Here is an 18,719-nt window from a genome sequence, read left to right as displayed (position 1 = left end):
CCTCTACCTGTCCGGACGACGAAGGCCGGTTCCAGTGACCCATGTCACACGGAACCGGCCTGTGCCGTAAGGGAGTTGCGGGTTCGGGTTACGGCTTCGGGCCGCGGCTTACACGCCGGCGTAGGAGTGCTTGCCGCCGACGAAGATGTTGACGCCGTAGTAGTTGAAGATCCAGCAGCCGAAGGCGATCAGGGCCAGGTAGGCGGCCTTGCGGCCCTTCCAGCCGGCGGTGGCGCGGGCGTGCAGGTAGCAGGCGTAGGCGACCCAGGTGATGAACGCCCAGGTCTCCTTCGGGTCCCAGCCCCAGTAGCGGCCCCAGGCCGACTCGGCCCAGATCGAGCCCGCGATGATCGTGAACGTCCACAGCGGGAAGACGGCCGCGTTGACGCGGTAGGAGAACTTGTCGAGGTTCGCCGAGGCGGGCAGCCGCTCCATGACGGAGGTGGCGAAGGCGCCGGGCTTGCCGCCGTTGGCGAGCTTGTTCTCGTAACTGTCCTTGAAGAGGTAGAGCAGCGTGCCGACGGCGCCCACGTAGAAGACCGCGCCGCAGATGATCGCGGTCGAGACGTGGATGTACAGCCAGTACGAGTGGAGGGCGGGAACCAATTGATCGCTGGCGGTGTACAAGACAGTGACGGCGATGCCGAGATCGAGGAGGACCGTCGTGACCAGGAACAGGCCGAGCCAGCGCACGTTCTTCTTGAGCAGCAGCAGCGTGAGGTACACGCCGACGGCGACCGTGGAGAAGGTGATGTTGAACTCGTACATGTTGCCCCAGGGCGCCCGCTCCACGGAGGCCGCGCGGGCGAGGACGCCGCTGAGCTCCACGAGGAACGCGAGGACCGTGAGGGACACGGCGATACGGCCGTAGAGGTCGCCCTGTTCGTCCCCGCCGTGCGCGCCGGGACCGTCCGGCACGTCGCGCGAGCCGGACGCGGCCCGGACGACGACCTTCGGCCGCTCCAGCACGGTGGTGCCGCCTGCGTTCTTGACGGCGACGGCGGGCGCGCCCGCCTTCTTCGTCTCGGCACCGGTCAGCGCGGCGGCCGTACGGCCGATCTTGCTGCGGCTGCCGAAGGTCCATTCGGCGATGTACGCGAAGAAGGCCAGGGTGTAGACGGCCATCGAGGAGTAGATCAGCGTGTTGCTGAGGTTGGCCAGGTGCTCGTTGGTCGCGGCGGCCAGATTGGTCACGGAGGCGATGTCGGTTGCGGCGGCGAGAGTCACTTCTCAGCCCCTTCGGCGGGTACGGGCGGTTCGACGCCGGAGTCGGAGTCGTGGGTGTCGGCGTCGGAGGTGGGGTCGGGGGTCTTGGGGTCGTCGTCGGACTTCGGGGCGTCGTCGGACTTCGTCGCGTCCCCGTCCGTCTTCGTAGGGGCCCGGTCGTGTACCAGTGCGGCCAGGTCGCCGAGTTCCTCGGGGAGTTTCGCGGACTCGCTGCGGCCGAGGCCGGCCATTTCGACGACCGTCACTCCGTCGGCGCCGCGCGTGGCCCGCACCCAGACGCGGCGGCGCTGGATGAACAGGGAGCCGGCCAGGCCGACGATCGCGGTGAGCGCGCCGGCCAGGGCCCAGCTGGTGCCGGGCTGCTGGACGACCTGGAAGCCCGCCCACTCCTTGATCTGCTTGTCGAAGGTGATCGACCCGGCGCCGTTCGGCAGCGTCATCGTCTCGCCGGGCAGCAGCTGCGACTTGAGGATGGCGCCCTTGGCGGTCTTGAACTGCTTCAGGCCCTTGGTGTTCAGCTGGTACACGTTCTGCGGGATGCCCGAGTTGACGCCGAGGTCGCCGTGGTAGCCGGTCACGTTGAGCACCGGGTAGTCGAGCCCGGGGTACTGGGAGAACATCGTGCCGCTGCCCTTGGCGTAGGTCGGCACGAACAGGGCGGCGAAACCGAGCTGTTCGGCGACGCCCTGGGCGTTCTTGTAGCCGTCGAGGACCTTGATCGCGCCCTGCGAGGTGACGTTGGAGTCGATCGGCAGCATCGGCACGGCCTGGTGGAAGACCACGTTGCCCTTGCCGTCCCGGACGGTGACGACCGGGGCGTAGCCGTGGCTGACGAGGTAGACCTTCGAGTCGCCGATCTCCAACGGCTCGTTGACCTTGATCGTGTGCTTCTCGGACTTGCCGTAGGCACCGAGGCTGTAGGTGATGTCGGCCTGGAAGGTGCTCGGGGTGCCGCGGTTGGGGCCGGTGCGCTCGTAGGTCCCGACAAAGTTCTTCAGGTTGAAGCTGAACGGCACGAGGTCGTCGTCGCTGAAGAGGTTGCCGGACTTGAAGTCGTCGTACTGGGTGAGGGTGTTGGAGAAGCCGTCGCCCTCGACGATCAGCTTGTCGCCCTCGGACTTGAAGAGCTGGCCCCAGGCGAAGGCGATCAGCATCACGATCAGCGCGAGGTGGAAGAGGAGGTTGCCGGTCTCGCGGAGGTAGCCCTTCTCGGCAGCCACGGCGTCACCGTCGACGTGCGCGCGGAAACGCCGCTTCTTCAGGGTCGCGAGGGCGACTTCGCGGACCTCGTCCGGCTCGGCGGCGGTGCGCCAAGTGGCGTACGCGGGAAGGCGGTTGAGACGCTTGGGCGCGCCCGGCGGGCGACCGCGGAGCTGGCCGACGAACTGCCAGGTGCGCGGGATGATGCAGCCGATGAGGGAGACGAAGAGGAGGACGTAGATCGCGCCGAACCAGGCCGAGCCGTAGACGTGGAAGAGGCCGAGCTTCTGGTAGATCGGGCCGAGCGTCTTGTGCGCGTCCTGGAACTCGGAGACCTTCAGCGCGTCGGTGCCGGACTGCGGGATCAGCGAGCCGGGGACCGCGCCGAGCGACAGCAGGAACAGCAGCATCAGCGCGACCCGCATCGAGGTCAGCTGGCGCCAGAACCAGCGCGCCCAGCCGAGCACTTCACGGCCGGTCCAGGCGAGCCACCCGGTGAGGCCGGGGGCGCGGCTGCCGCCGAAGGAGCCGGGCATGGCCGTCTCGACGGGGGCCGTGGAGAGCTGGGAGCCGGCGGCGCCGAGGTCCTGGTCGTCGCCGGAGGGGTCGGCCCGGGGCGTCTCGGCGGGCGTCTCCGCGGGCGAGTCGGCGGTCGTCTTGCTCATCGATCAGATCCCTACAGTGAAGCCGTCGGACCAGCCCTGCATGTCCTGCACCAGCGCGTCCCAGGCGCCGGTGAGCAGCAGCACGCCGGTCACGATCATCATGGTGCCGCCGACGCGCATCACCCAGACATAGTGGCGCTTGACCCAGCCGAAGGCACCGAGCGCCTTGCGGAACGCGACCGCGGTGAGGACGAAGGGGACACCCAGGCCGAGACAGTACGCGACGGTCAGTATGGCGCCGCGACCGGCACTCGACTGCTGCGAGGAGAGCGCGATGACGGAGGCGAGCGTGGGCCCGATGCAGGGCGTCCACCCGATCCCGAACAGCGCGCCGAGCACGGGCGCCCCGATCAGCCCGGCGACCGGCCGCTTGTGGAAACGGAACTCACGCTGGGTCAGCCACGGCATCATCCCCATGAAGAACACACCCATGAGGATCATGAACACGCCGAGGATCTTGGACAGGACGTCCTTCTGCTCCTGAAGCGTCTGCCCGAAGAAGCCGAACAGCGCCCCGCCGGACACGAACACAGCGGTGAAGCCGAGGACGAAGAGGGAGGCACCCGCGACCATCCGGCCCCTCCGGGCATCGCCCAGGTCGGTGCCGCTGACCCCGGTGACATAGGAGAGGTAGCCAGGAACGAGCGGGAGGACGCACGGCGAGAAGAAGGAGACGAGCCCACCGAGTACGGCGATCGGCAGGGCGAGCAGCAGGGCCCCGCTGAAGACCGTCTGGTTCTGGCCCGGCAGGGCGGCGGCGAGCAGCACGTCAGCTCACTTCTCCGCGATGACCGGGTCGAGCATCTCGCGCAGCTTGTCTTCACTGAGCGCCTGGAGGGCCCGCGCCGCGATCTTCCCGTCCCGGTCGATGACGATCGTGGAGGGGATGGCCTGCGGGTTGAGCGTGCCCTTCTTGAAGCGGAGCATCAGCCGGCCCGTCGGGTCGTAGAGACTCGGGTACGGGACCTCGTACTTCTTCTCGAAGGCGACGGCCGGTTCGGTGCTGGTGTCACGGGTGTTGAGGCCGACGAACTGGACGTCCTTGTCCGCGGTGGCCTTCGCGACCTGGACGAGGTTGTCCGCCTCGGCGCGGCACGGGGAGCACCAGGAGCCCCACACGTTGACGACGAGGACCTTGCCCTTGTAGTCGGCGGTGCTCAGCGTCTTGCCGTCGATGGTCTTGCCGGACAGGTCGGGGGCGGCCTGGCGGTCGCCCTTCTTGACGGTCGCGATGCCGTCGGAGCCGGTGATGAAGTTGGTGTTGCCCGAACCTCCGGAGGTGCCTCCGGAGCTGCACGCGGACAGCACCAACGCGGCGACGGCTACACCGGCGGTCGACAGGACGGCGCGGCTACGGGCGCGGCTGGCGGCACTCATGTGAAAAGTTTCGCATGCCCGTTCTGGGGATCTTGCGCGCCCCCCTCAACGGCGTACGGCGGGCGGAAACCCGCATTTCAGGCGGCGTCTCCGGTGGCCGTGGAGGAGGCCGACGAGGAACTGCTCGGGCTCGCGGCCAGGAAGGACTTCCAGCCGCCGGCCGGTGCCTGGCCGACGTCGAGGGTGCGCAGCTGGGCCAGCACCTCGGGCTTCTGCACGTCGATCCAGTCGGTGAACTGCTTGAAGGAGACGAGCCGTACGTCCTCGCCCTTCTCCTTCAGCTGGGCGATGTGCTTGAAGGCCTGCTCGACGGCGTCCATGTAGATGCCGCCGTTCCAGTGCTCGAAGTGGTTGCCGATGAAGAAGGGGGCGCGGTTGGACTCGTACGCCCGCTGGAAGCCGGAGATGTAGGCCTGCGCGGCCTGGGTACGCCAGCCCGGGTAGTTGTAGGCGGGCGCGTTGGTGGAGTTGACCGACTGGTTGGCCAGCATGTTGTAGTCCATCGAGAGGACCTCGAAGCTGTGCCCGGGGAAGGGGACGGCCTGGAGCGGGTAGTCCCAGACGCCGTTGCGCTTCACGGGCCAGACCTGGCGGCCGCCGGGCGAGGAGGCGTCGTAGCGCCAGCCGAGCGAGCGGGCGGTGGGCAGCAGGTTGTCCTGGCCGAGGAGGCAGGGGGTGCGGCCGCCGACGAGCTCCTTCTCGTAGTCGAAGGGCAGGGACGGCAGGTCGTGCCAGCCGGTGTTGGTGCGCCACTCCTTCACGAAGGACTTGGCCTGGGCTATCTCGCTGCTCCACTGCTGGGGCGTCCAGTTGCCGACCGTGCCGTAGCCGGAGCAGAAGTGGCCGTTGAAGTGGGTGCCTATCTCGTGGCCTTCGAGCCACGCGCGGCGGACGTTGGTCAGGGTCGCCTTGACGTGTTCGTCGGTGAGGTAGCCGATGTCGGAGGCGCCGCGCGGGTTGTTCGGCGGGTTGTACAGGCGCTTCTTCGACTCGGGGAGGAGATAGAGGCCGGAGAGGAAGAAGGTCATGCTCGCGCCGTGCTGCTTGGCGAGGTCGAGGAAGCGGGGGAACAGGCCGTTGCCCACCTCGCCCGCGCCGTCCCAGGAGAAGATCACGAACTGCGGCGGGGTCTGCCCCGGCTCCAGCGGCACGGGCTTCGCGGGCTGCTTGGGCTGGGCGCCGGTGAAGGACGTGGAGCCGTCACCGATGGGCTTGGCGCGCGGCTCCATGGACTTGGTGGGGCCGCCGGAGTGTCCCTTCCCGGAGCCGCCGGAGGAGGACTTCGACCCGTCCGAGCCGAGCGTCCCGCACCCCGCGAGTCCTACGGCCGCCGCGGCGCCCGCACCGACTCCGAGCGCTCCTCGTCGAGTGAGACTCCGCATTGCTTCCCCATCCGTCGCGTCCTCTGTGGTCTACCTGTGAGAGGACGCAACGGACAAGAAAGTTCGCCGTGAACGATGTGGGTTGCGAAACAAATGTCACAGAGCTGTCACGGGACCTGCCGCAGGACCTGCCACGGAACCTGCGACGAGACCCGCCCCTGACGAGTGGTCACCCGTGTTTGTCAGGCGCCGAACGCTTTGTCCTTGCCCTTGACGGGCTTCGCGCCGGCGAGGAGATGGGCCGGGACGAGATCGCGGGCCGGCTCGGTGTAGCCGACGGACACGATCTTGTCGCCGCGGTACGTGAAGGTCGTCAGCGACGCGAGCGTGCACTGCCGCTTGCGCGGGTCGTGCCACAGCCGCCGCCGCTCGACGTACGACCGCACGATCCAGATCGGCAGCTGATGGCTGACCAGCACCGCCTCGTGACCGCGCGCGGCGTCCTTGGCGGCGTCCAGCGCGGCCACCATCCGGACGACCTGGTCGACGTAGGGCTCGCCCCACGACGGCTTGAACGGGTTGACCAGGTACTTCCAGTTGTCGGGCTTCTTCAGCGCGCCGTCTCCTACGCCGAAGGTCTTGCCCTGGAAGACGTTGTCGGCCTCGATGAGCCGCCCGTCGGTCCCGAGGTCGAGCCCGTGCGCCTTGGCGATCGGCGTGGCGGTCTCCTGCGCGCGCTCCAGCGGGGAGGCGACGACGTGCGTGACATCGCGCGAGGAGAGGTGCTCGGCGACCCGGTCGGCCATCTGCCGGCCGAGCTCGGAGAGGTGGTAGCCGGGGAGACGGCCGTACAACACCCCTTCGGGGTTGGCGACTTCGCCGTGCCGCATCACATGGACGACGGTGATGTCGGTGTCACTGCTGGTCATCGGGTGGCCTCCGCCGCCGCTCGGGCCGCCGCCGGGAGGGCGTCGGCGATCCGCTGGATGGCCCCTTCGTCGTGGGCCGTGGATACGAACCAGGACTCGAAGGACGAGGGCGGCAGATAGACCCCGCTCGCCAGCATCGAGTGGAAGAACGCGGTGAAGCGGTACGACTCCTGCGCCTTGGCGTCCTCATAGTTGCGCACGCTCCGGTCGGTGAAGAACACGGAGAACATGTTGGAGGCGTGCTGGATCCGGTGCGCGACACCTTCCTTGGTGAGCGCCTCGGTGACGAGCGACTGGATCTGCGCGGACACGGCGTCGATCGTGTCGTAGGCCGCGTCGTCGAGGAGCCGCAGCTGGGCGAGGCCGGCGGCGGTCGCGACGGGGTTACCGGAGAGGGTGCCGGCCTGATACACGGGCCCGGCGGGGGCGAGGTGCGCCATGATGTCGGCCCGCCCGCCGAACGCGGCGGCGGGGAAACCGCCGCCCATCACCTTCCCGAAGGTCATGAGATCGGGGACGACCCCGTCGATCCCGAACCACCCGGCCCGGCTGGTCCGGAACCCGGTCATGACCTCGTCGGAGATGAAGAGGGCACCGTTCTTCCGGCAGGCGTCCTTCAGCCCCTGGTTGAACCCGGCGACGGGCGGCACGACGCCCATGTTCCCCGGCGAAGCCTCGGTAATGACGCAGGCGATCTCACCGGGATGCCGGTGGAAGGCCTCGTTGACGGCTTCGAGGTCGTTGTACGGCAGGACGATCGTGTCGCCGGCCTGGGCGCCGGTGACTCCGGGGGTGTCGGGCAGCGCGAAGGTGGCGACGCCACTGCCCGCGGCGGCGAGAAGAGCGTCGACGTGACCGTGGTAACACCCGGCGAACTTGATGACCTTGGGCCGCCCGGTGAACCCGCGGGCGAGCCGGATGGCGGACATGGTCGCCTCGGTCCCGCTGCTGACGAGCCGCACCTGCTGCACGGGCTCGACACGGGCGACGATCTCCTCGGCGAGCGCGACCTCGCCCTCACCGGGGGTGCCGAAGGAGGTGCCGCGCGAGACGGCGTCGTGGACGGCGGCGATGACCTCGGGCTGCGAGTGCCCGAGGATCATGGGACCCCAGGAGCAGACGAGGTCGACGTACTCGCGCCCGTCCGCGTCCGTCAGGTAGGGGCCGTTGCCGGAGACCATGAACCGGGGCGTGCCGCCGACGGCGCGGAAGGCGCGCACCGGGGAATTCACGCCGCCGGGTGTGACGACCGACGCACGGTCGAAGAGAGCCTGCGAGACGGGGGCGTCGTAGGGATAGGGCAGGGCAGGCGGCGCTCCGCTCGCCCCGCCGCTGGACGTTCCGCTGGGCGTTCCGCTGGACGTTTCGGTCATGACCTGCGACTTCTCCGACTTCTCCGGCTTCTCGGACTTCTGGTACTTCCGGGACTTCCCGCTGTTCTTGGGCTCCGGCGACTCAGTGACCTCCTCAGGGTAGGCGGCGGGAGACCGGGCAGGGGCCCCCACCCGTCTGCGAGACTGGGACCTGATACACACAGACACACACAGCTCATGCGGGCGACGGTGTTCAGGGCTTGCGCAGATCCTGCGGACAGGTGTTTCAGCGCACGTTTCGGCGGGCGGCCGTGGGGGAGGTCACTGACACGATGATCGGGTTGCGCGGCGAGGGTCACGCGTCCTGGAAAAGCAGTCGGGTGGAGATATGCATCGCGGTGGCGGACTGGGCGAGGGGACTGACGACCTGGGTCCTCGGCGTGCCCGGCGGGGGAAGCACCGGCGCGACGAGGAGGAAGCCGCCGAGGCACGGCGGGGCGGGCCCGGATCGGGCCTGGGTCCCGGTGCTGGCGCGAGTTCGGGATCGGGATCGGGACCCGGCATGGGATCTGGTTCGGGATCGGGTTCGGTTTCGGGTGAGTCGGATCGGGATGAGCGACGTATCGAACGTCGGATCGATCAGTTGCGGGCGGGGAGCAGGAATGGTGGTCGGGTGGGGGTGACGTACAAATACTTCGGCGCGCCCGACGGCGCGACCGCGGCCCGCGTCCCGATCTCGATGCGCCCCGAGGAACTCGGCGGCGACGAGCTCGGGATGAACGGCATGTTCACCAAGATCAAGCCGGAGACGATGGCCGCGATGGTCCTCACCGGCATCGAGGGCGTCCCGCTCAACAAGGTGCCCCCGCTGGAACTGGTCGTCCTCCACCCCGACTACGCCGTCGTCAAACTCCCGATGACGGTCGTCGACCCGCTCCGCGGAATCGGCGAGGAGGCGGTCGGCGCGGCGGCGTTCATCTGGTCGACGGTGCCGGACCGGGGTGGGCCTCGGGACGCGTTCAATGTGTATCAACTGCTGCATGAGTGGCAGGACTTCAGCCACCGGTTGCATGAGGCGGGGCATCAGCCTTATTGCCTGGTGTGGCCGTGAGGTGAGAGTTCGTGGTGTGTGGGCGGGGTTCTCGGACCCCGCCTTTTTCATGTGCCGGTAGGAGCATGTCCCGGTAGGGGCCGTCGGGCGACAGATCAGCGCGTCGAGGGCAAGTACGTGACCCCGAAACGGAATTCCCGCTGCCCGCCGGGCTCCAAGGACAACGCGTTGGCGTGTTCGGGGCGGTTGTAGGCGTCGGTGGGGGCCTCGACGGGTTCCAGGGCGATGGAGGCGCGCCGGTCTCGGGCCAGGGTGTCGCCGGTGAAGACGTGCATGTAGCCGCCGTGCTGCCACACCCGTAGTTCCGCTCCGGTCGCGGGGTCGCCCAGTACCGTCTCGGTCCGGCCGCCGGGGCCGGGGGCCAGGTCTGCGAAGCAGGCGTCGATGACCGCGTCGCCGAGCCTCCTGGGCGTACGGAAGTCCAGGTCGGGGCGGCGGTCCAAGGGCAGCAGGGCCTCCTTTCCGTGCAGGGGGATGAGGGACGCGTCCGTGCGGATCAGGGTGTCGGCGGGGATCTGCAGGACCAGGTCGTCGATGGGACGGGGGCGGGACAGGGTGAAGTACGGGTGCCAGCCCGACGCGTAGGGGGCGGTGGTCTCCCCTACGTTCGTCGCCCTGATCCCGATGCCCAGCTCGCGGCGGCCGATCGTGTACTCCACGTCGAGGTCGAGCGCGAAGGGGTAACCGGGATACCTGTCCGGTCTGATGCTCGTGCTGCGCAGCACCAACCGCGCGGAGTCGGCCGTCGTGGTGGCCTCGACGAGCCGGAACGGCGCCTCGCGGGCGAAGCCGTGGTAGATCGTGCGGTCCACGGTGCGGCCGGGCAGGAGGTCGTGATCGTGACCGCCGTGGTGGTAGCGGCCGTCGGCGACACGGTTGGAGAACGGGGCGAGCAGGCCCGCCCGTACGCCGTCCTGCGCGAGCAGTTCCGCCTCGTCGCGGTAGCCGTCCGTCAGTTCGGTCAGGTCCGTCAGGTCCGTCAGGTCCGTCAGGTCCGTCAGGTCCGTCAGGTCCGTCAGGTCCGTCAGGTCCGTCAGGTCAGTCGGTTCAGTCGGTTCAGTCGGTTCAATTGGTCCCGTGAGCTGCCCGGGCGCTCCGCGTGCGACCCGCCAGCTCAGCAGCGTCGCCCCGCGCAGGGCGAGGATGACGCGCACGGCACCGTCCGGCGCGGAGACGGTCACGGTGGGTTCGTCGCCGAGGCGGCCTTCGGCGATCCGGTACTCGTAGGGCATCCGACGCTCGTCGGCCGTCCCACCCCCGCCCGTCACCGGGCTTCCGGAACACGCTTCTTCGTCCCCGTCATGACCCGCCACCCGACCTCCGGAACGAACCTCTTCAGCCCCGCCGTAACCCATCAACCGGCTTCCGGAACAAGCCTCTTCACCCCCGCCATGCCCCGTCACCCCGCCTCCGCAACAAGCCTCCTCACCCCCGCCACGACCCATCACCCCGCCCCCGCAACCAACCCCTCCACCCCCACCACGACCCATCACCCGGCTTCCGCAACAAGCTTCTTCGCCCCCGTCATGATGGCCACCGCGTCCTCCATCGAGTGGGACTGCGGGGTGATGACCCCGGCGCGGCCGCCGAGGCGCTGGATGTGGATGCGGTCGGCGACGTCGAAGACGTTGGGCATGTTGTGGCTGATCAGGATGACGCCGAGGCCCTGGTCGCGCAGGTCGCGGACGAGTTTGAGGACCTGGCCGGTCTCGCGGACGCCCAGCGCGGCGGTGGGCTCGTCGAGGATGACGACCCGGCCGCCGAACGCGCCCGCCCGGGCGACGGCCACCGACTGCCGCTGACCGCCGGAGAGTGTCTCCACGGCCTGGTTGATGTTCTGGAGCGTGCTGATGCCCAACCGCTTGATGTGGTCGGCCGCCTGACGCTTCATCTCGCCGGTGTCGAGCATGCGGAACACCGAGCCGAGCACCCCCTTGCGGCGGATCTCCCGGGCGAGGAACAGGTTGCTGGCGATGTCCAGCGCCGGGGCCACCGCGAGGGTCTGGTAGACCGTCTCGATGCCGGCCTCGCGGGCGTCCTGCGGGCGTTTGAAGTTCACCTCGGAGCCGTCGACCAGGATGCTGCCCTGGTCCGGGACGAGCGCCCCGGAGAGGCACTTGATCAGGGTGGACTTGCCGGCGCCGTTGTCGCCGATGACGGCGAGGACCTCGCCGGGGTAGAGGGTGAGGTCGACGTCGTTCAGGCCGACGACCCGGCCGAAGACCTTGACCAGGCCCTTGGCCTCGAGAACGGGGGCGGGGGTGGGAGTGGGCGCAGTCGTCATGCCTTCACGCTCCTTATCCACTGGTCGACGGAGACAGCCGCGATCACCAGCACGCCGACCGTCAGGACTTGGTAGTTGGGGTCGATCCCGGCCAGCGCAAGGCCGTTGACGAAGACCTGGACGATGAGCGCGCCGATCAGCGAGCCGAGCACCACGCCCCGTCCGCCGAACAGGCTGGTGCCGCCGATGACGACCGCGGTGATGGACTGGAGGTTGGCGTTGAGACCGCTGTTCGGGTCACCGCCGCCGACCCGGCCGACCAGGATCCAGGCGCCCACGGCGATGGCGAACCCGCCGACCACGTACGCGCTCAGCAGCACCCGGTTGACGGAGATGCCGGCGAGCCGGGCGGCCTCGATGTCGTCGCCCACGGCGTACAGGTGGCGGCCCCAGGCGGTGTAGCGCAGGGCGTAGCCGATCACCGCGTACAGGGCGATCATGAGCAGGACGCCGGTGGTCAGGTTCAACTGGCCGATGGAGACCGTGTCCGCGCTCCACATGAGGATGTTGCCGGGCTGGAGTGAGACCGTCTGGCCTTTGGCGTAGATGAGCGTGATCGCGGTGAAGATGCTGAGGGTGCCGAGCGTGACGATGAACGGTGGCAGCTTGATCTTCGTCACCAGCAGTCCGTTGACCGCTTGCGCGGCGATGGCTACGGCCGCTCCCGCGAGCAGGGCCAGTACGCCCGGCACGCCGTTGTCCGCGACGAGCTTCGACATCAGCAGCGAGGCCAGCACCATGACCGCGCCGATGGACAGGTCGATGCCGGCCGTGAGGATGATGACGGTCTGGCCGACGGCCAACGAGCCGATGACGGCCACCTGTTGGGCGACGAGCGACAGGTTCTGCAACGCGTAGAAGCGGTCGTTGACGAGGGAGAACACGATGGCGGCGAGCACCAGGACGATCGCCGGGCTGAGGGCGGGCTGACGGTGCAGCACCGACTGGATGCGCTGGGCCGGCGTGGCGGGCCGGTTGAGGAAGTCCTCCGCCGGCGCCGGTGCCGCTTCACTGTCCACGTGGGTGGTCACAGGGGGTCCTTCCGGTTCTGTCCCTCGTGCGGGCCTTCATACGACTGATGGGCTCGTGTGGTGCGCGTGGGCTGCCGGTACTTGTACGGGCAGCCCACCCGGCCGACCGGATCAGCTCCCCCAGCAGGCGGAAGCGGCCTGCGTCGGCGACTGGACCGTCAGCCCGCCGAGGGCCTTCGCGGCGACCAGCGCCGTGCCGGTGTCGTAGAACGACTTGCCGTTGGTGACGCTGGGCTTGCTGCCGCCTCGGGCCAGTTTCGCGATGGAGCTGACGCCGAGGGCCGCCATCTTCCCCGGGTACTGCACGGCGTCGGCGGCGAACTTGCCGCTGGTGACGTTCTTCAGGCCCGAGCAGCTGCCGTCGATCGCGTAGATCGCGACGCTCGTCTCCTTGTTCGCCGCCTTCAGCGCGTTGTACGCGCCCTCGCCCGCCGGCTCGTTGATGGCGTAGACGACGTTGATGTCCGGGTTGGCCGACAGGCAGTTCTCCATCGCGGTGCGTCCGCCGTCGATGGCGCCCTGGGTCGGCTGGTGGCAGGCGATCTTGTACGTGCCGCCCGAACCGCCGGTGTACTTCCCGGACTTGGCCTCCTTGCCGTTCTCGGTCTTGCTGCCCGGGTCGATGCCCATGCCCTCCAGGAAGCCGTGGTCGCGGTCGATGTCCACCGAGACGACCTGGTTGTTGAAGAGGTCGAGCATGGCGATGACCGCGGGCTTGCCGTTCAGGGCCGCCGCCGCGTACTGGCCGTCGAGCTTGCCCGCCTGCTCGTTGTCGGTCGCGTAGGTGATGTCCGCGACGTTCGCCGGGTTGGGCGCGGTGTCCAGGGCGATCACGAAGAGGCCGGCCTGCTTGGCGCGCTTCAGCGCGGTGTTGACCGCGTCGCCGTTGGTGGTGATCAGGATGCCCTTGTCGCCGCGCGAGACGGCGTTGTCGATGGCGGTGATCTGGGTCTGGGTGTCGCCGTCCGACGTTCCGGCCGCCACCGTGAGGCTCACCTTGTCCTTGGTGGCCTGCGTCTTGGCGTCCTTCTCCATGCTCACGAAGTACGGGTTGCTCAGCGTCTTCAGGATCAGTGACACACCCACCTTCCCGCTGCCGGACGACGAGGAGCCCGAGTCGGAGGAACCGCAGGCCGCGAGGGTGGCGCCGAGGCAGATGGTGACGCCGACGGCTGCCGCCCGGGTGCGCCGGCTGCGGAGGCCGGATATGTGGGTGGAGGAGAGGTTCATGGCGTGATCCCTTTCGAGCCGGCCCTTGGTCGACGCTGAGACAACGTTGACTCGACGGGATAGTGGGCCCGTATGGACGAGCGCGTCAAGACACTGGTAAACATGCGTCGGCAACGAGTCGGTAACGCGGAATCAGTTGGAGACAACGATGACCCTGGGCGAGCCGCCGTCGCCGTCCCCGCGCAGCCGCCCCACCATGCGCGAGGTGGCGGCACTGGCAGGCGTCGCCATCAAGACGGTCTCCCGCGTGGTCAACGAGGTGCCCACCGTCGATCCGGCCATCGTCGCCCGGGTGCGTGAGGCGGCCGACAAACTGGGTTACCGGCCGAACCTGACCGCCAGCAGCCTGCGCCGCGGGGACGGCCGTACGGCCACGATCGGGATGCTCGTCGAGGACTCGGCGAACCCCTTCTCGGCGGCCCTGAGCCGTACCGTCGAGAACGTGGCGCGCGAGCGCGGAGTGCTCGTGCTGGTCGGCAGCCTGGACGAGGACCCGGCCCGGGAGCGGGAGTTGGCCCGCGCTCTCATCGACCGGCGGGTCGACGGCCTGGTGATCGTGCCGGCCGGCCGTGACCACAGCTATCTGATCAGCGAGCAGCGGTCGGGCACCCGCATGGTCTTCGTCGACCGCGAGCCCAGCCTGCTCGACGCGGACACCGTCGTCTCCGACAACCGGCAGGGCGCCCTCACCGCCGTCAACCACCTGCTGAAGGCCGGCCACCGCCGCATCGCCTACCTCGGCGACCGCGCGACCATCTCCACCGCCGCCCAGCGTTTCGACGGCTACCGGCACGCCCTGGAAGTCGGGCACATCGAGTACGACGACGAGATCGTCCGGCACGCGGGGGCCAGCGAGGAATCCGCGATCGCCGCGACCCGGCAGCTCCTGGCGCTGCCGAACCCGCCCACCGCCCTGTTCACCAGCCAGAACCTCGTCACCATAGGGGCCGTGCGAGCCCTGCGCGCCCTCGGCCTGCAGAACACCGTCGCCCACGTGGGCTTCGACGACTTCCCCCTGGCCGACCTCCTCAGCCCGGGGATCTCCGTCATCGCCCAGGACGTCGAGCAACTGGGCAGGACAGCCGCCGAGATGCTCTTCCGCAGACTGGACGACGACCGGTCGCCCACCCGCGCCGTCACCATCCCGACCCGGCTGATCGAGCGGGGCTCCGGCGAGATCACGGCACCCGCGTCACCGCCGAGCGCGTCGAACTGACCGTCCCCAGAAGGCGTTCTACGGCCGGAAGCCGTCGATCGCGAGTTCCATCAGGCGGTCGGCCTGGGCCACGCCCTCGGGGTTGTCGGGGGTACGCCACAGGCAGCTCAGGAGCATGATCACGTCGGTGGGGTCGAGGCCGGGGCGTACCGCGCCCGCGTGTTCACACGCGTCGAGGAGCCGGCCGACCGCCGCGGTGACGGCGACCGACGTCGTGCTGACGACCTCCTGCGCGGCGGCCGTGTTCAGGGCGTCGCCGAGGCCGTGCTTGAGGCGGACATAGGCCGCGAGGGTGGTGAACCACTGCCGTAGCGCGTCCAGCGGGGTGTGGGCGGCGAGGACCTCCGGCACGGAGCCGACGAGGCGGTCCACGTCGAGGCGGTAGACCTCCAGGATCAGCGCCTCCCGCGTGGGGAAATGCCGGTAGAGCGTGCCGGCGCCGACCCCCGCGCGCTTGGCGATCGAGTTGAGCGAGACGCCGGGGGACTCGGCGAACGCGTCGTGGGCGACCTGGAGGATCGCCTCCCGGTTCTTCAGCGCGTCGGAGCGCTGCGGCGCGGCGTCGGTCATGGGTCCTCCTGGCATACGTCCCCCTGGCGGGCGGTCGCCCGATTGCTAACCGGAGAGTTCTCCGTTAACGTCGCAAGGGCCAAGCGGAGAGTTCTCCGTTTACTCTCGTTCCCCATTGTAGGAGCTCCCTCGTGCGTTACATCAAACTCGGCCGCACCGGCCTCGACGTCTCGCCGGTCGCCATCGGCGCCATGACCTACGGCGCACCCGACCGCGGCCACCCCGTGTGGTCCCTCGACGAGGAGACCAGCCGCCCCCTGATCAAGCACGCCCTCGAAGCCGGCATCAACTTCTTCGACACCGCCAACCTGTACTCCAACGGCTCCAGCGAGGAGATCCTCGGCCGCGCCCTCAAGGACTTCGCCGACCGCGACGACGTGGTGATCGCGACCAAGCTCCGGCACCCGATGCGCCCGGGGCCCAACGGCCGCGGCCTGTCGCGCAAGGCGGTCATGACCGAGGTCGACCACTCGCTGCGCCGCCTGGGCACCGACTACATCGACCTCTACCAGGTGCACCGCAACGACCACGCGACCCCGCTGGAGGAGACCCTCGAAGCCCTCAGCGACCTCGTCAGGGCCGGCAAGGTCCGCTACCTCGGGGCATCGTCCATGCACGCGTGGGAGTTCGCGAAGGCGCTGCACCTCCAGGAACGGCACGGCTGGGCGCGGTTCGTGTCGATGCAGGACCACTACAACCTGCTCGCCCGTGAGGAGGAGCGGGAGATGATCCCGCTGTGCCTGGACGAGGGCGTCGGCACGATCGTCTGGAGCCCGCTGGCCCGCGGCCGGCTGGCGCGCGCCTGGGCCGACGCGAGGTCCACGAACCGTTCCGCCACCGACGGCGGCTACGCCGACCTGCTCTACTCGCCGACCGAGGACGCGTCCAACCACGCGATCGTCGACGCCGTCGGGAAGGTCGCCGCCGCGCACGGCGTGAGCCGCGCGCAGATCGCCCTCGCCTGGCTGCGCCACCGGCCCGTCGTCACCGCGCCCCTGGTCGGGGCCGGCTCGATCCGGCAGATCGACGACGCGGTGGCCTCCCTCGACGTCGAGCTGACCGACGACGAGGTGCGTGAGCTGGAGGCCCCGTACACGCCTCGCCACGACTGGCAGGGTGTGTCCGACGAGGCCGAACTCGACGCGATCCGGGCCCGCATCCCCGGTATGGCGCTGTCGTGACGCCGGGGGACGAGTGCCCGCACATGACCAACTCGCTTACGCGTCACGCCTCAAGGAGACATCGATGACACAGGTACTGGTGACCGGCGGATCCGGATTCATCGGGAGCTGGTGCGTGCTCGCGCTGCTGCGCGCCGGGCACGACGTCCGCACGACCGTGCGCGACCTGGGGCGGGAGCCCGCGCTCCGCGCGCACCTGCACACCGCCGCCGAGTTCGACGCCGCGAGGCTGACCGTCGTACGGGCCGATCTGCGCGGTGACGACGGGTGGGCCGAGGCGGTCGCCGGATGCGCGTACGTGCTGCACGTCGCCTCGCCGACACTGCGGAACGCGCCGGAGAGCGAAGAGGCGATGGTCGACGCCGCTCGCGAGGGCGTTCTACGGGTGCTGCGGGCGGCCCGCGACGCCCGCGTCCGCCGAGTGGTGCTGACCAGCGCGTTCGGCGCCGTCGGCTACGGGCATCCGCCTCGCTCGACGCCGTTCACCGAGGACGACTGGACGGACGTCGACGCCGACATCCCGCCGTACCAGCGGTCCAAGACGCTCGCCGAGCGCGCGGCCTGGCGGTTCGTCCAGGACGAGGGCGACGGGCTCGAACTCACCGCCGTGCACCCGGTCGGCGTGCTCGGACCCGTCCTCGGGCCCGACGATCCGCCGTCGCTGCGGATCATCCGGGGCATGCTCGACGGCGAGATGGCCGTCTGCCCGCCGTTCGGATCGAGTTGGGTCGACGTCCGCGACGTGGCGGACCTTCATCTGCGTGCCATGACCGACCCCGCCGCGGCCGGTGAGCGCTGGCTCGCCTCCGCCGGCCGCAGCCTGCGCACCGTCGAGGTCTCCCGCGTCCTGCGCGGGCGGCTCGGCGACCGCGCCGCGAAGGCACCCACGCGCGAACTCCCCCTGCCCCTGGCCCGCCTGCTCAGCCGGTTCGACCCCCGACTGCGCGCGCTGCGCCCGCAACTCGGCCAGGACTTCGACGCCACCGGCGCGAAGGCGCAACGCCTCCTCGGCTGGACACCCCGCCCCGTCGCCGACACCATCGCCGACACCGCGGAGAGCCTCCTCGCGCACGGCCTGGCGACAGGGGCGTGAGAACACTCCCGACGGACGGCGGAAACACCTCGGAACTTCGGGAACCGTATTGCCCGGTGTGGCCCTGACCCCGGCGGCAGGCGTGTCAGGATGATGATCTGACAGCGACTCTTCAAGACGGAGCCTGGCCTCATGACCTCTCCCAGCGGGGACGGCAGTGGCGCGCAGCCACTGATCATCGACACCAGCAAGCCCCACCCGGCCCGGATGTACGACTACTTCCTCGGCGGCAAGGACAACTACGAGGTCGACCGGGAGGCCGCCGAGCAGTTCATCAAGGCGGCGCCGGAGGTGCGGGAGGGCGTGCGGGCCAACCGGCGGTTCATGCACCGGGCCGTCCGGCACGTCGTGGCGGAGGGCGGGGTGCGGCAGATCCTCGACATCGGCACCGGGCTGCCCACCGAGCCGAACGTGCACCAGATCGCGCACGCCATCGCCCCGGACACGCGGATCGTCTACGTCGACAACGACCCGATCGTCAGCACGCACTCGATGGCGCTCATGGAGGACACCGACACCTCCGTCATCCTCGCCGACCTGCGCGACCCCCGCTCCATCCTCGACCACCCCGAGGTCCGCAAGGCCATCGACTTCGACCAGCCGGTGGCGGTCCTGCTGGTCGCCGTCGTCCACTTCCTGTCCGACGACAGCGACGACCCCTACGGCATCGTCGCCACCCTGCGCGACGCGCTGCCGGCCGGTTCCTACCTCGTCCTGTCGCACGCCACGGGCGATGTCCACGAGGACGGCCGGCATGACGCGGCGTCCGTCTACAACCGGGCCACCGCCACCCTCAACCTCCGCACCCACGCCCAAGTCCTGGACTTCTTCGGCGACTTCACGCTCGTCGACCCGGGCCTGGTCCGCGTCACCCACTGGCGGCCCGAGGAGACTCCGGCCCCGGGCGCCGCGCCGATCGGGATCTACGGCGGGGTGGCGCGGAAGGACAACTAGCCGTCGGCGCCCCACA

General features: G+C 69.5%; 17 protein-coding genes. 5 read left to right on the top strand and 12 right to left on the bottom strand.

Features of this window, described 5'->3' with window-relative positions; translation table 11 throughout:
- Positions 1–108: 108 nt before the first annotated feature.
- From ccsB to hemL, 7 genes are all read right to left on the bottom strand, one after another.
- A complete protein-coding gene (gene ccsB / locus R2B38_RS23845) occupies positions 109–1,227 on the bottom strand; it encodes a c-type cytochrome biogenesis protein CcsB (RefSeq protein WP_318018072.1) in 1,119 nt (372 codons plus the stop codon).
- A complete protein-coding gene (locus R2B38_RS23840) occupies positions 1,224–3,092 on the bottom strand; it encodes a cytochrome c biogenesis protein ResB (RefSeq protein WP_318018071.1) in 1,869 nt (622 codons plus the stop codon). The genes ccsB and R2B38_RS23840 overlap by 4 nt, the downstream gene beginning before the upstream one ends.
- Before the next feature lie 3 nt (positions 3,093–3,095).
- Entirely contained in the window at positions 3,096–3,860 is a 765-nt protein-coding gene (locus tag R2B38_RS23835) for a cytochrome c biogenesis CcdA family protein (RefSeq protein ID WP_411978487.1), read from the bottom strand.
- Between the two features lie 6 nt (positions 3,861–3,866).
- Positions 3,867–4,469, bottom strand: coding sequence for a TlpA family protein disulfide reductase (locus tag R2B38_RS23830; protein ID WP_318018070.1), 603 nt, complete (start codon positions 4,467–4,469; stop codon positions 3,867–3,869).
- Positions 4,470–4,546: 77 nt separating this feature from the next.
- The gene (locus tag R2B38_RS23825; protein WP_318018069.1) at positions 4,547–5,851 is read right to left on the bottom strand and encodes a hypothetical protein; all 1,305 of its coding nucleotides are present in this window, start codon (positions 5,849–5,851) and stop codon (positions 4,547–4,549) included.
- A gap of 182 nt (positions 5,852–6,033) precedes the next feature.
- Positions 6,034–6,720 carry a histidine phosphatase family protein gene (locus R2B38_RS23820; RefSeq protein ID WP_033282455.1) on the bottom strand — a complete coding sequence of 229 codons (687 nt, stop codon included), beginning with the start codon at positions 6,718–6,720 and terminating at the stop codon, positions 6,034–6,036.
- Entirely contained in the window at positions 6,717–8,024 is a 1,308-nt protein-coding gene (hemL, locus tag R2B38_RS23815; RefSeq protein WP_318021771.1) for a glutamate-1-semialdehyde 2,1-aminomutase, read from the bottom strand. The genes R2B38_RS23820 and hemL overlap by 4 nt, the downstream gene beginning before the upstream one ends.
- Positions 8,025–8,706: 682 nt before the next feature.
- Here hemL and R2B38_RS23810 point away from each other — a divergent pair.
- A complete protein-coding gene (locus R2B38_RS23810; protein WP_019061278.1) occupies positions 8,707–9,144 on the top strand; it encodes a hypothetical protein in 438 nt (145 codons plus the stop codon).
- 95 nt (positions 9,145–9,239) lie between these two features.
- Here the strand turns inward: R2B38_RS23810 and R2B38_RS23805 are convergent, their stop codons facing one another.
- From R2B38_RS23805 to R2B38_RS23790, 4 genes are all read right to left on the bottom strand, one after another.
- The gene (locus R2B38_RS23805) at positions 9,240–10,376 is read right to left on the bottom strand and encodes an aldose 1-epimerase (protein ID WP_318018068.1); all 1,137 of its coding nucleotides are present in this window, start codon (positions 10,374–10,376) and stop codon (positions 9,240–9,242) included.
- Between the two features lie 257 nt (positions 10,377–10,633).
- Entirely contained in the window at positions 10,634–11,428 is a 795-nt protein-coding gene (locus tag R2B38_RS23800; RefSeq protein ID WP_318018067.1) for an ATP-binding cassette domain-containing protein, read from the bottom strand.
- Positions 11,425–12,459: an ABC transporter permease gene (locus tag R2B38_RS23795; RefSeq protein ID WP_318018066.1), complete on the bottom strand. Its 1,035-nt coding sequence runs from the start codon at positions 12,457–12,459 to the stop codon at positions 11,425–11,427. Before R2B38_RS23795 ends, R2B38_RS23800 begins: the two co-directional genes overlap by 4 nt.
- 111 nt (positions 12,460–12,570) lie before the next feature.
- Complete coding sequence (locus tag R2B38_RS23790) at positions 12,571–13,689, bottom strand: substrate-binding domain-containing protein (protein WP_318018065.1); 1,119 nt, start codon at positions 13,687–13,689, stop codon at positions 12,571–12,573.
- A 148-nt stretch (positions 13,690–13,837) separates the two neighbouring features.
- Between R2B38_RS23790 and R2B38_RS23785 the strand changes: the two genes are divergently transcribed.
- Complete coding sequence (locus tag R2B38_RS23785; RefSeq protein ID WP_318018064.1) at positions 13,838–14,905, top strand: LacI family DNA-binding transcriptional regulator; 1,068 nt, start codon at positions 13,838–13,840, stop codon at positions 14,903–14,905.
- An 18-nt stretch (positions 14,906–14,923) separates the two neighbouring features.
- On the opposite strand, the gene R2B38_RS23780 is transcribed toward R2B38_RS23785, so the two are convergent.
- Complete coding sequence (locus R2B38_RS23780; RefSeq protein WP_318018063.1) at positions 14,924–15,475, bottom strand: TetR/AcrR family transcriptional regulator; 552 nt, start codon at positions 15,473–15,475, stop codon at positions 14,924–14,926.
- Between the two features lie 131 nt (positions 15,476–15,606).
- On the opposite strand from R2B38_RS23780, the gene R2B38_RS23775 reads away from it, so the two are divergent.
- The 3 genes from R2B38_RS23775 to R2B38_RS23765 all read left to right on the top strand — a co-directional run bounded on the left by R2B38_RS23775 (position 15,607) and on the right by R2B38_RS23765 (position 18,703).
- Positions 15,607–16,656: an aldo/keto reductase gene (locus R2B38_RS23775; RefSeq protein WP_318018062.1), complete on the top strand. Its 1,050-nt coding sequence runs from the start codon at positions 15,607–15,609 to the stop codon at positions 16,654–16,656.
- 64 nt (positions 16,657–16,720) lie between these two features.
- The gene (locus tag R2B38_RS23770; protein ID WP_318018061.1) at positions 16,721–17,749 is read left to right on the top strand and encodes an NAD-dependent epimerase/dehydratase family protein; all 1,029 of its coding nucleotides are present in this window, start codon (positions 16,721–16,723) and stop codon (positions 17,747–17,749) included.
- A gap of 132 nt (positions 17,750–17,881) precedes the next feature.
- The gene (locus R2B38_RS23765; protein ID WP_318018060.1) at positions 17,882–18,703 is read left to right on the top strand and encodes an SAM-dependent methyltransferase; all 822 of its coding nucleotides are present in this window, start codon (positions 17,882–17,884) and stop codon (positions 18,701–18,703) included.
- The last annotated feature ends 16 nt before the right edge of the window (positions 18,704–18,719 follow it).

This window comes from Streptomyces sp. N50 (genome assembly GCF_033335955.1).
Lineage (GTDB): Bacteria > Actinomycetota > Actinomycetes > Streptomycetales > Streptomycetaceae > Streptomyces.
The sequence above is the reverse complement of the archived record's forward strand: the minus strand, read 5'-3'. Positions and strand labels throughout refer to the sequence as shown.

Coding starts and splice junctions, on each gene's coding strand:
- R2B38_RS23840 (WP_318018071.1), bottom strand. CDS start 3,092: ATGAGCAAGACGACCGCCGACTCGCCCGCGGAGACGCCCGCCGAGACG.
- R2B38_RS23830 (WP_318018070.1), bottom strand. CDS start 4,469: ATGAGTGCCGCCAGCCGCGCCCGTAGCCGCGCCGTCCTGTCGACCGCC.
- R2B38_RS23825 (WP_318018069.1), bottom strand. CDS start 5,851: ATGCGGAGTCTCACTCGACGAGGAGCGCTCGGAGTCGGTGCGGGCGCC.
- R2B38_RS23820 (WP_033282455.1), bottom strand. CDS start 6,720: ATGACCAGCAGTGACACCGACATCACCGTCGTCCATGTGATGCGGCAC.
- R2B38_RS23805 (WP_318018068.1), bottom strand. CDS start 10,376: ATGCCCTACGAGTACCGGATCGCCGAAGGCCGCCTCGGCGACGAACCC.
- R2B38_RS23800 (WP_318018067.1), bottom strand. CDS start 11,428: ATGACGACTGCGCCCACTCCCACCCCCGCCCCCGTTCTCGAGGCCAAG.
- R2B38_RS23790 (WP_318018065.1), bottom strand. CDS start 13,689: ATGAACCTCTCCTCCACCCACATATCCGGCCTCCGCAGCCGGCGCACC.
- R2B38_RS23785 (WP_318018064.1), top strand. CDS start 13,838: ATGACCCTGGGCGAGCCGCCGTCGCCGTCCCCGCGCAGCCGCCCCACC.
- R2B38_RS23780 (WP_318018063.1), bottom strand. CDS start 15,475: ATGACCGACGCCGCGCCGCAGCGCTCCGACGCGCTGAAGAACCGGGAG.
- R2B38_RS23770 (WP_318018061.1), top strand. CDS start 16,721: ATGACACAGGTACTGGTGACCGGCGGATCCGGATTCATCGGGAGCTGG.
- R2B38_RS23765 (WP_318018060.1), top strand. CDS start 17,882: ATGACCTCTCCCAGCGGGGACGGCAGTGGCGCGCAGCCACTGATCATC.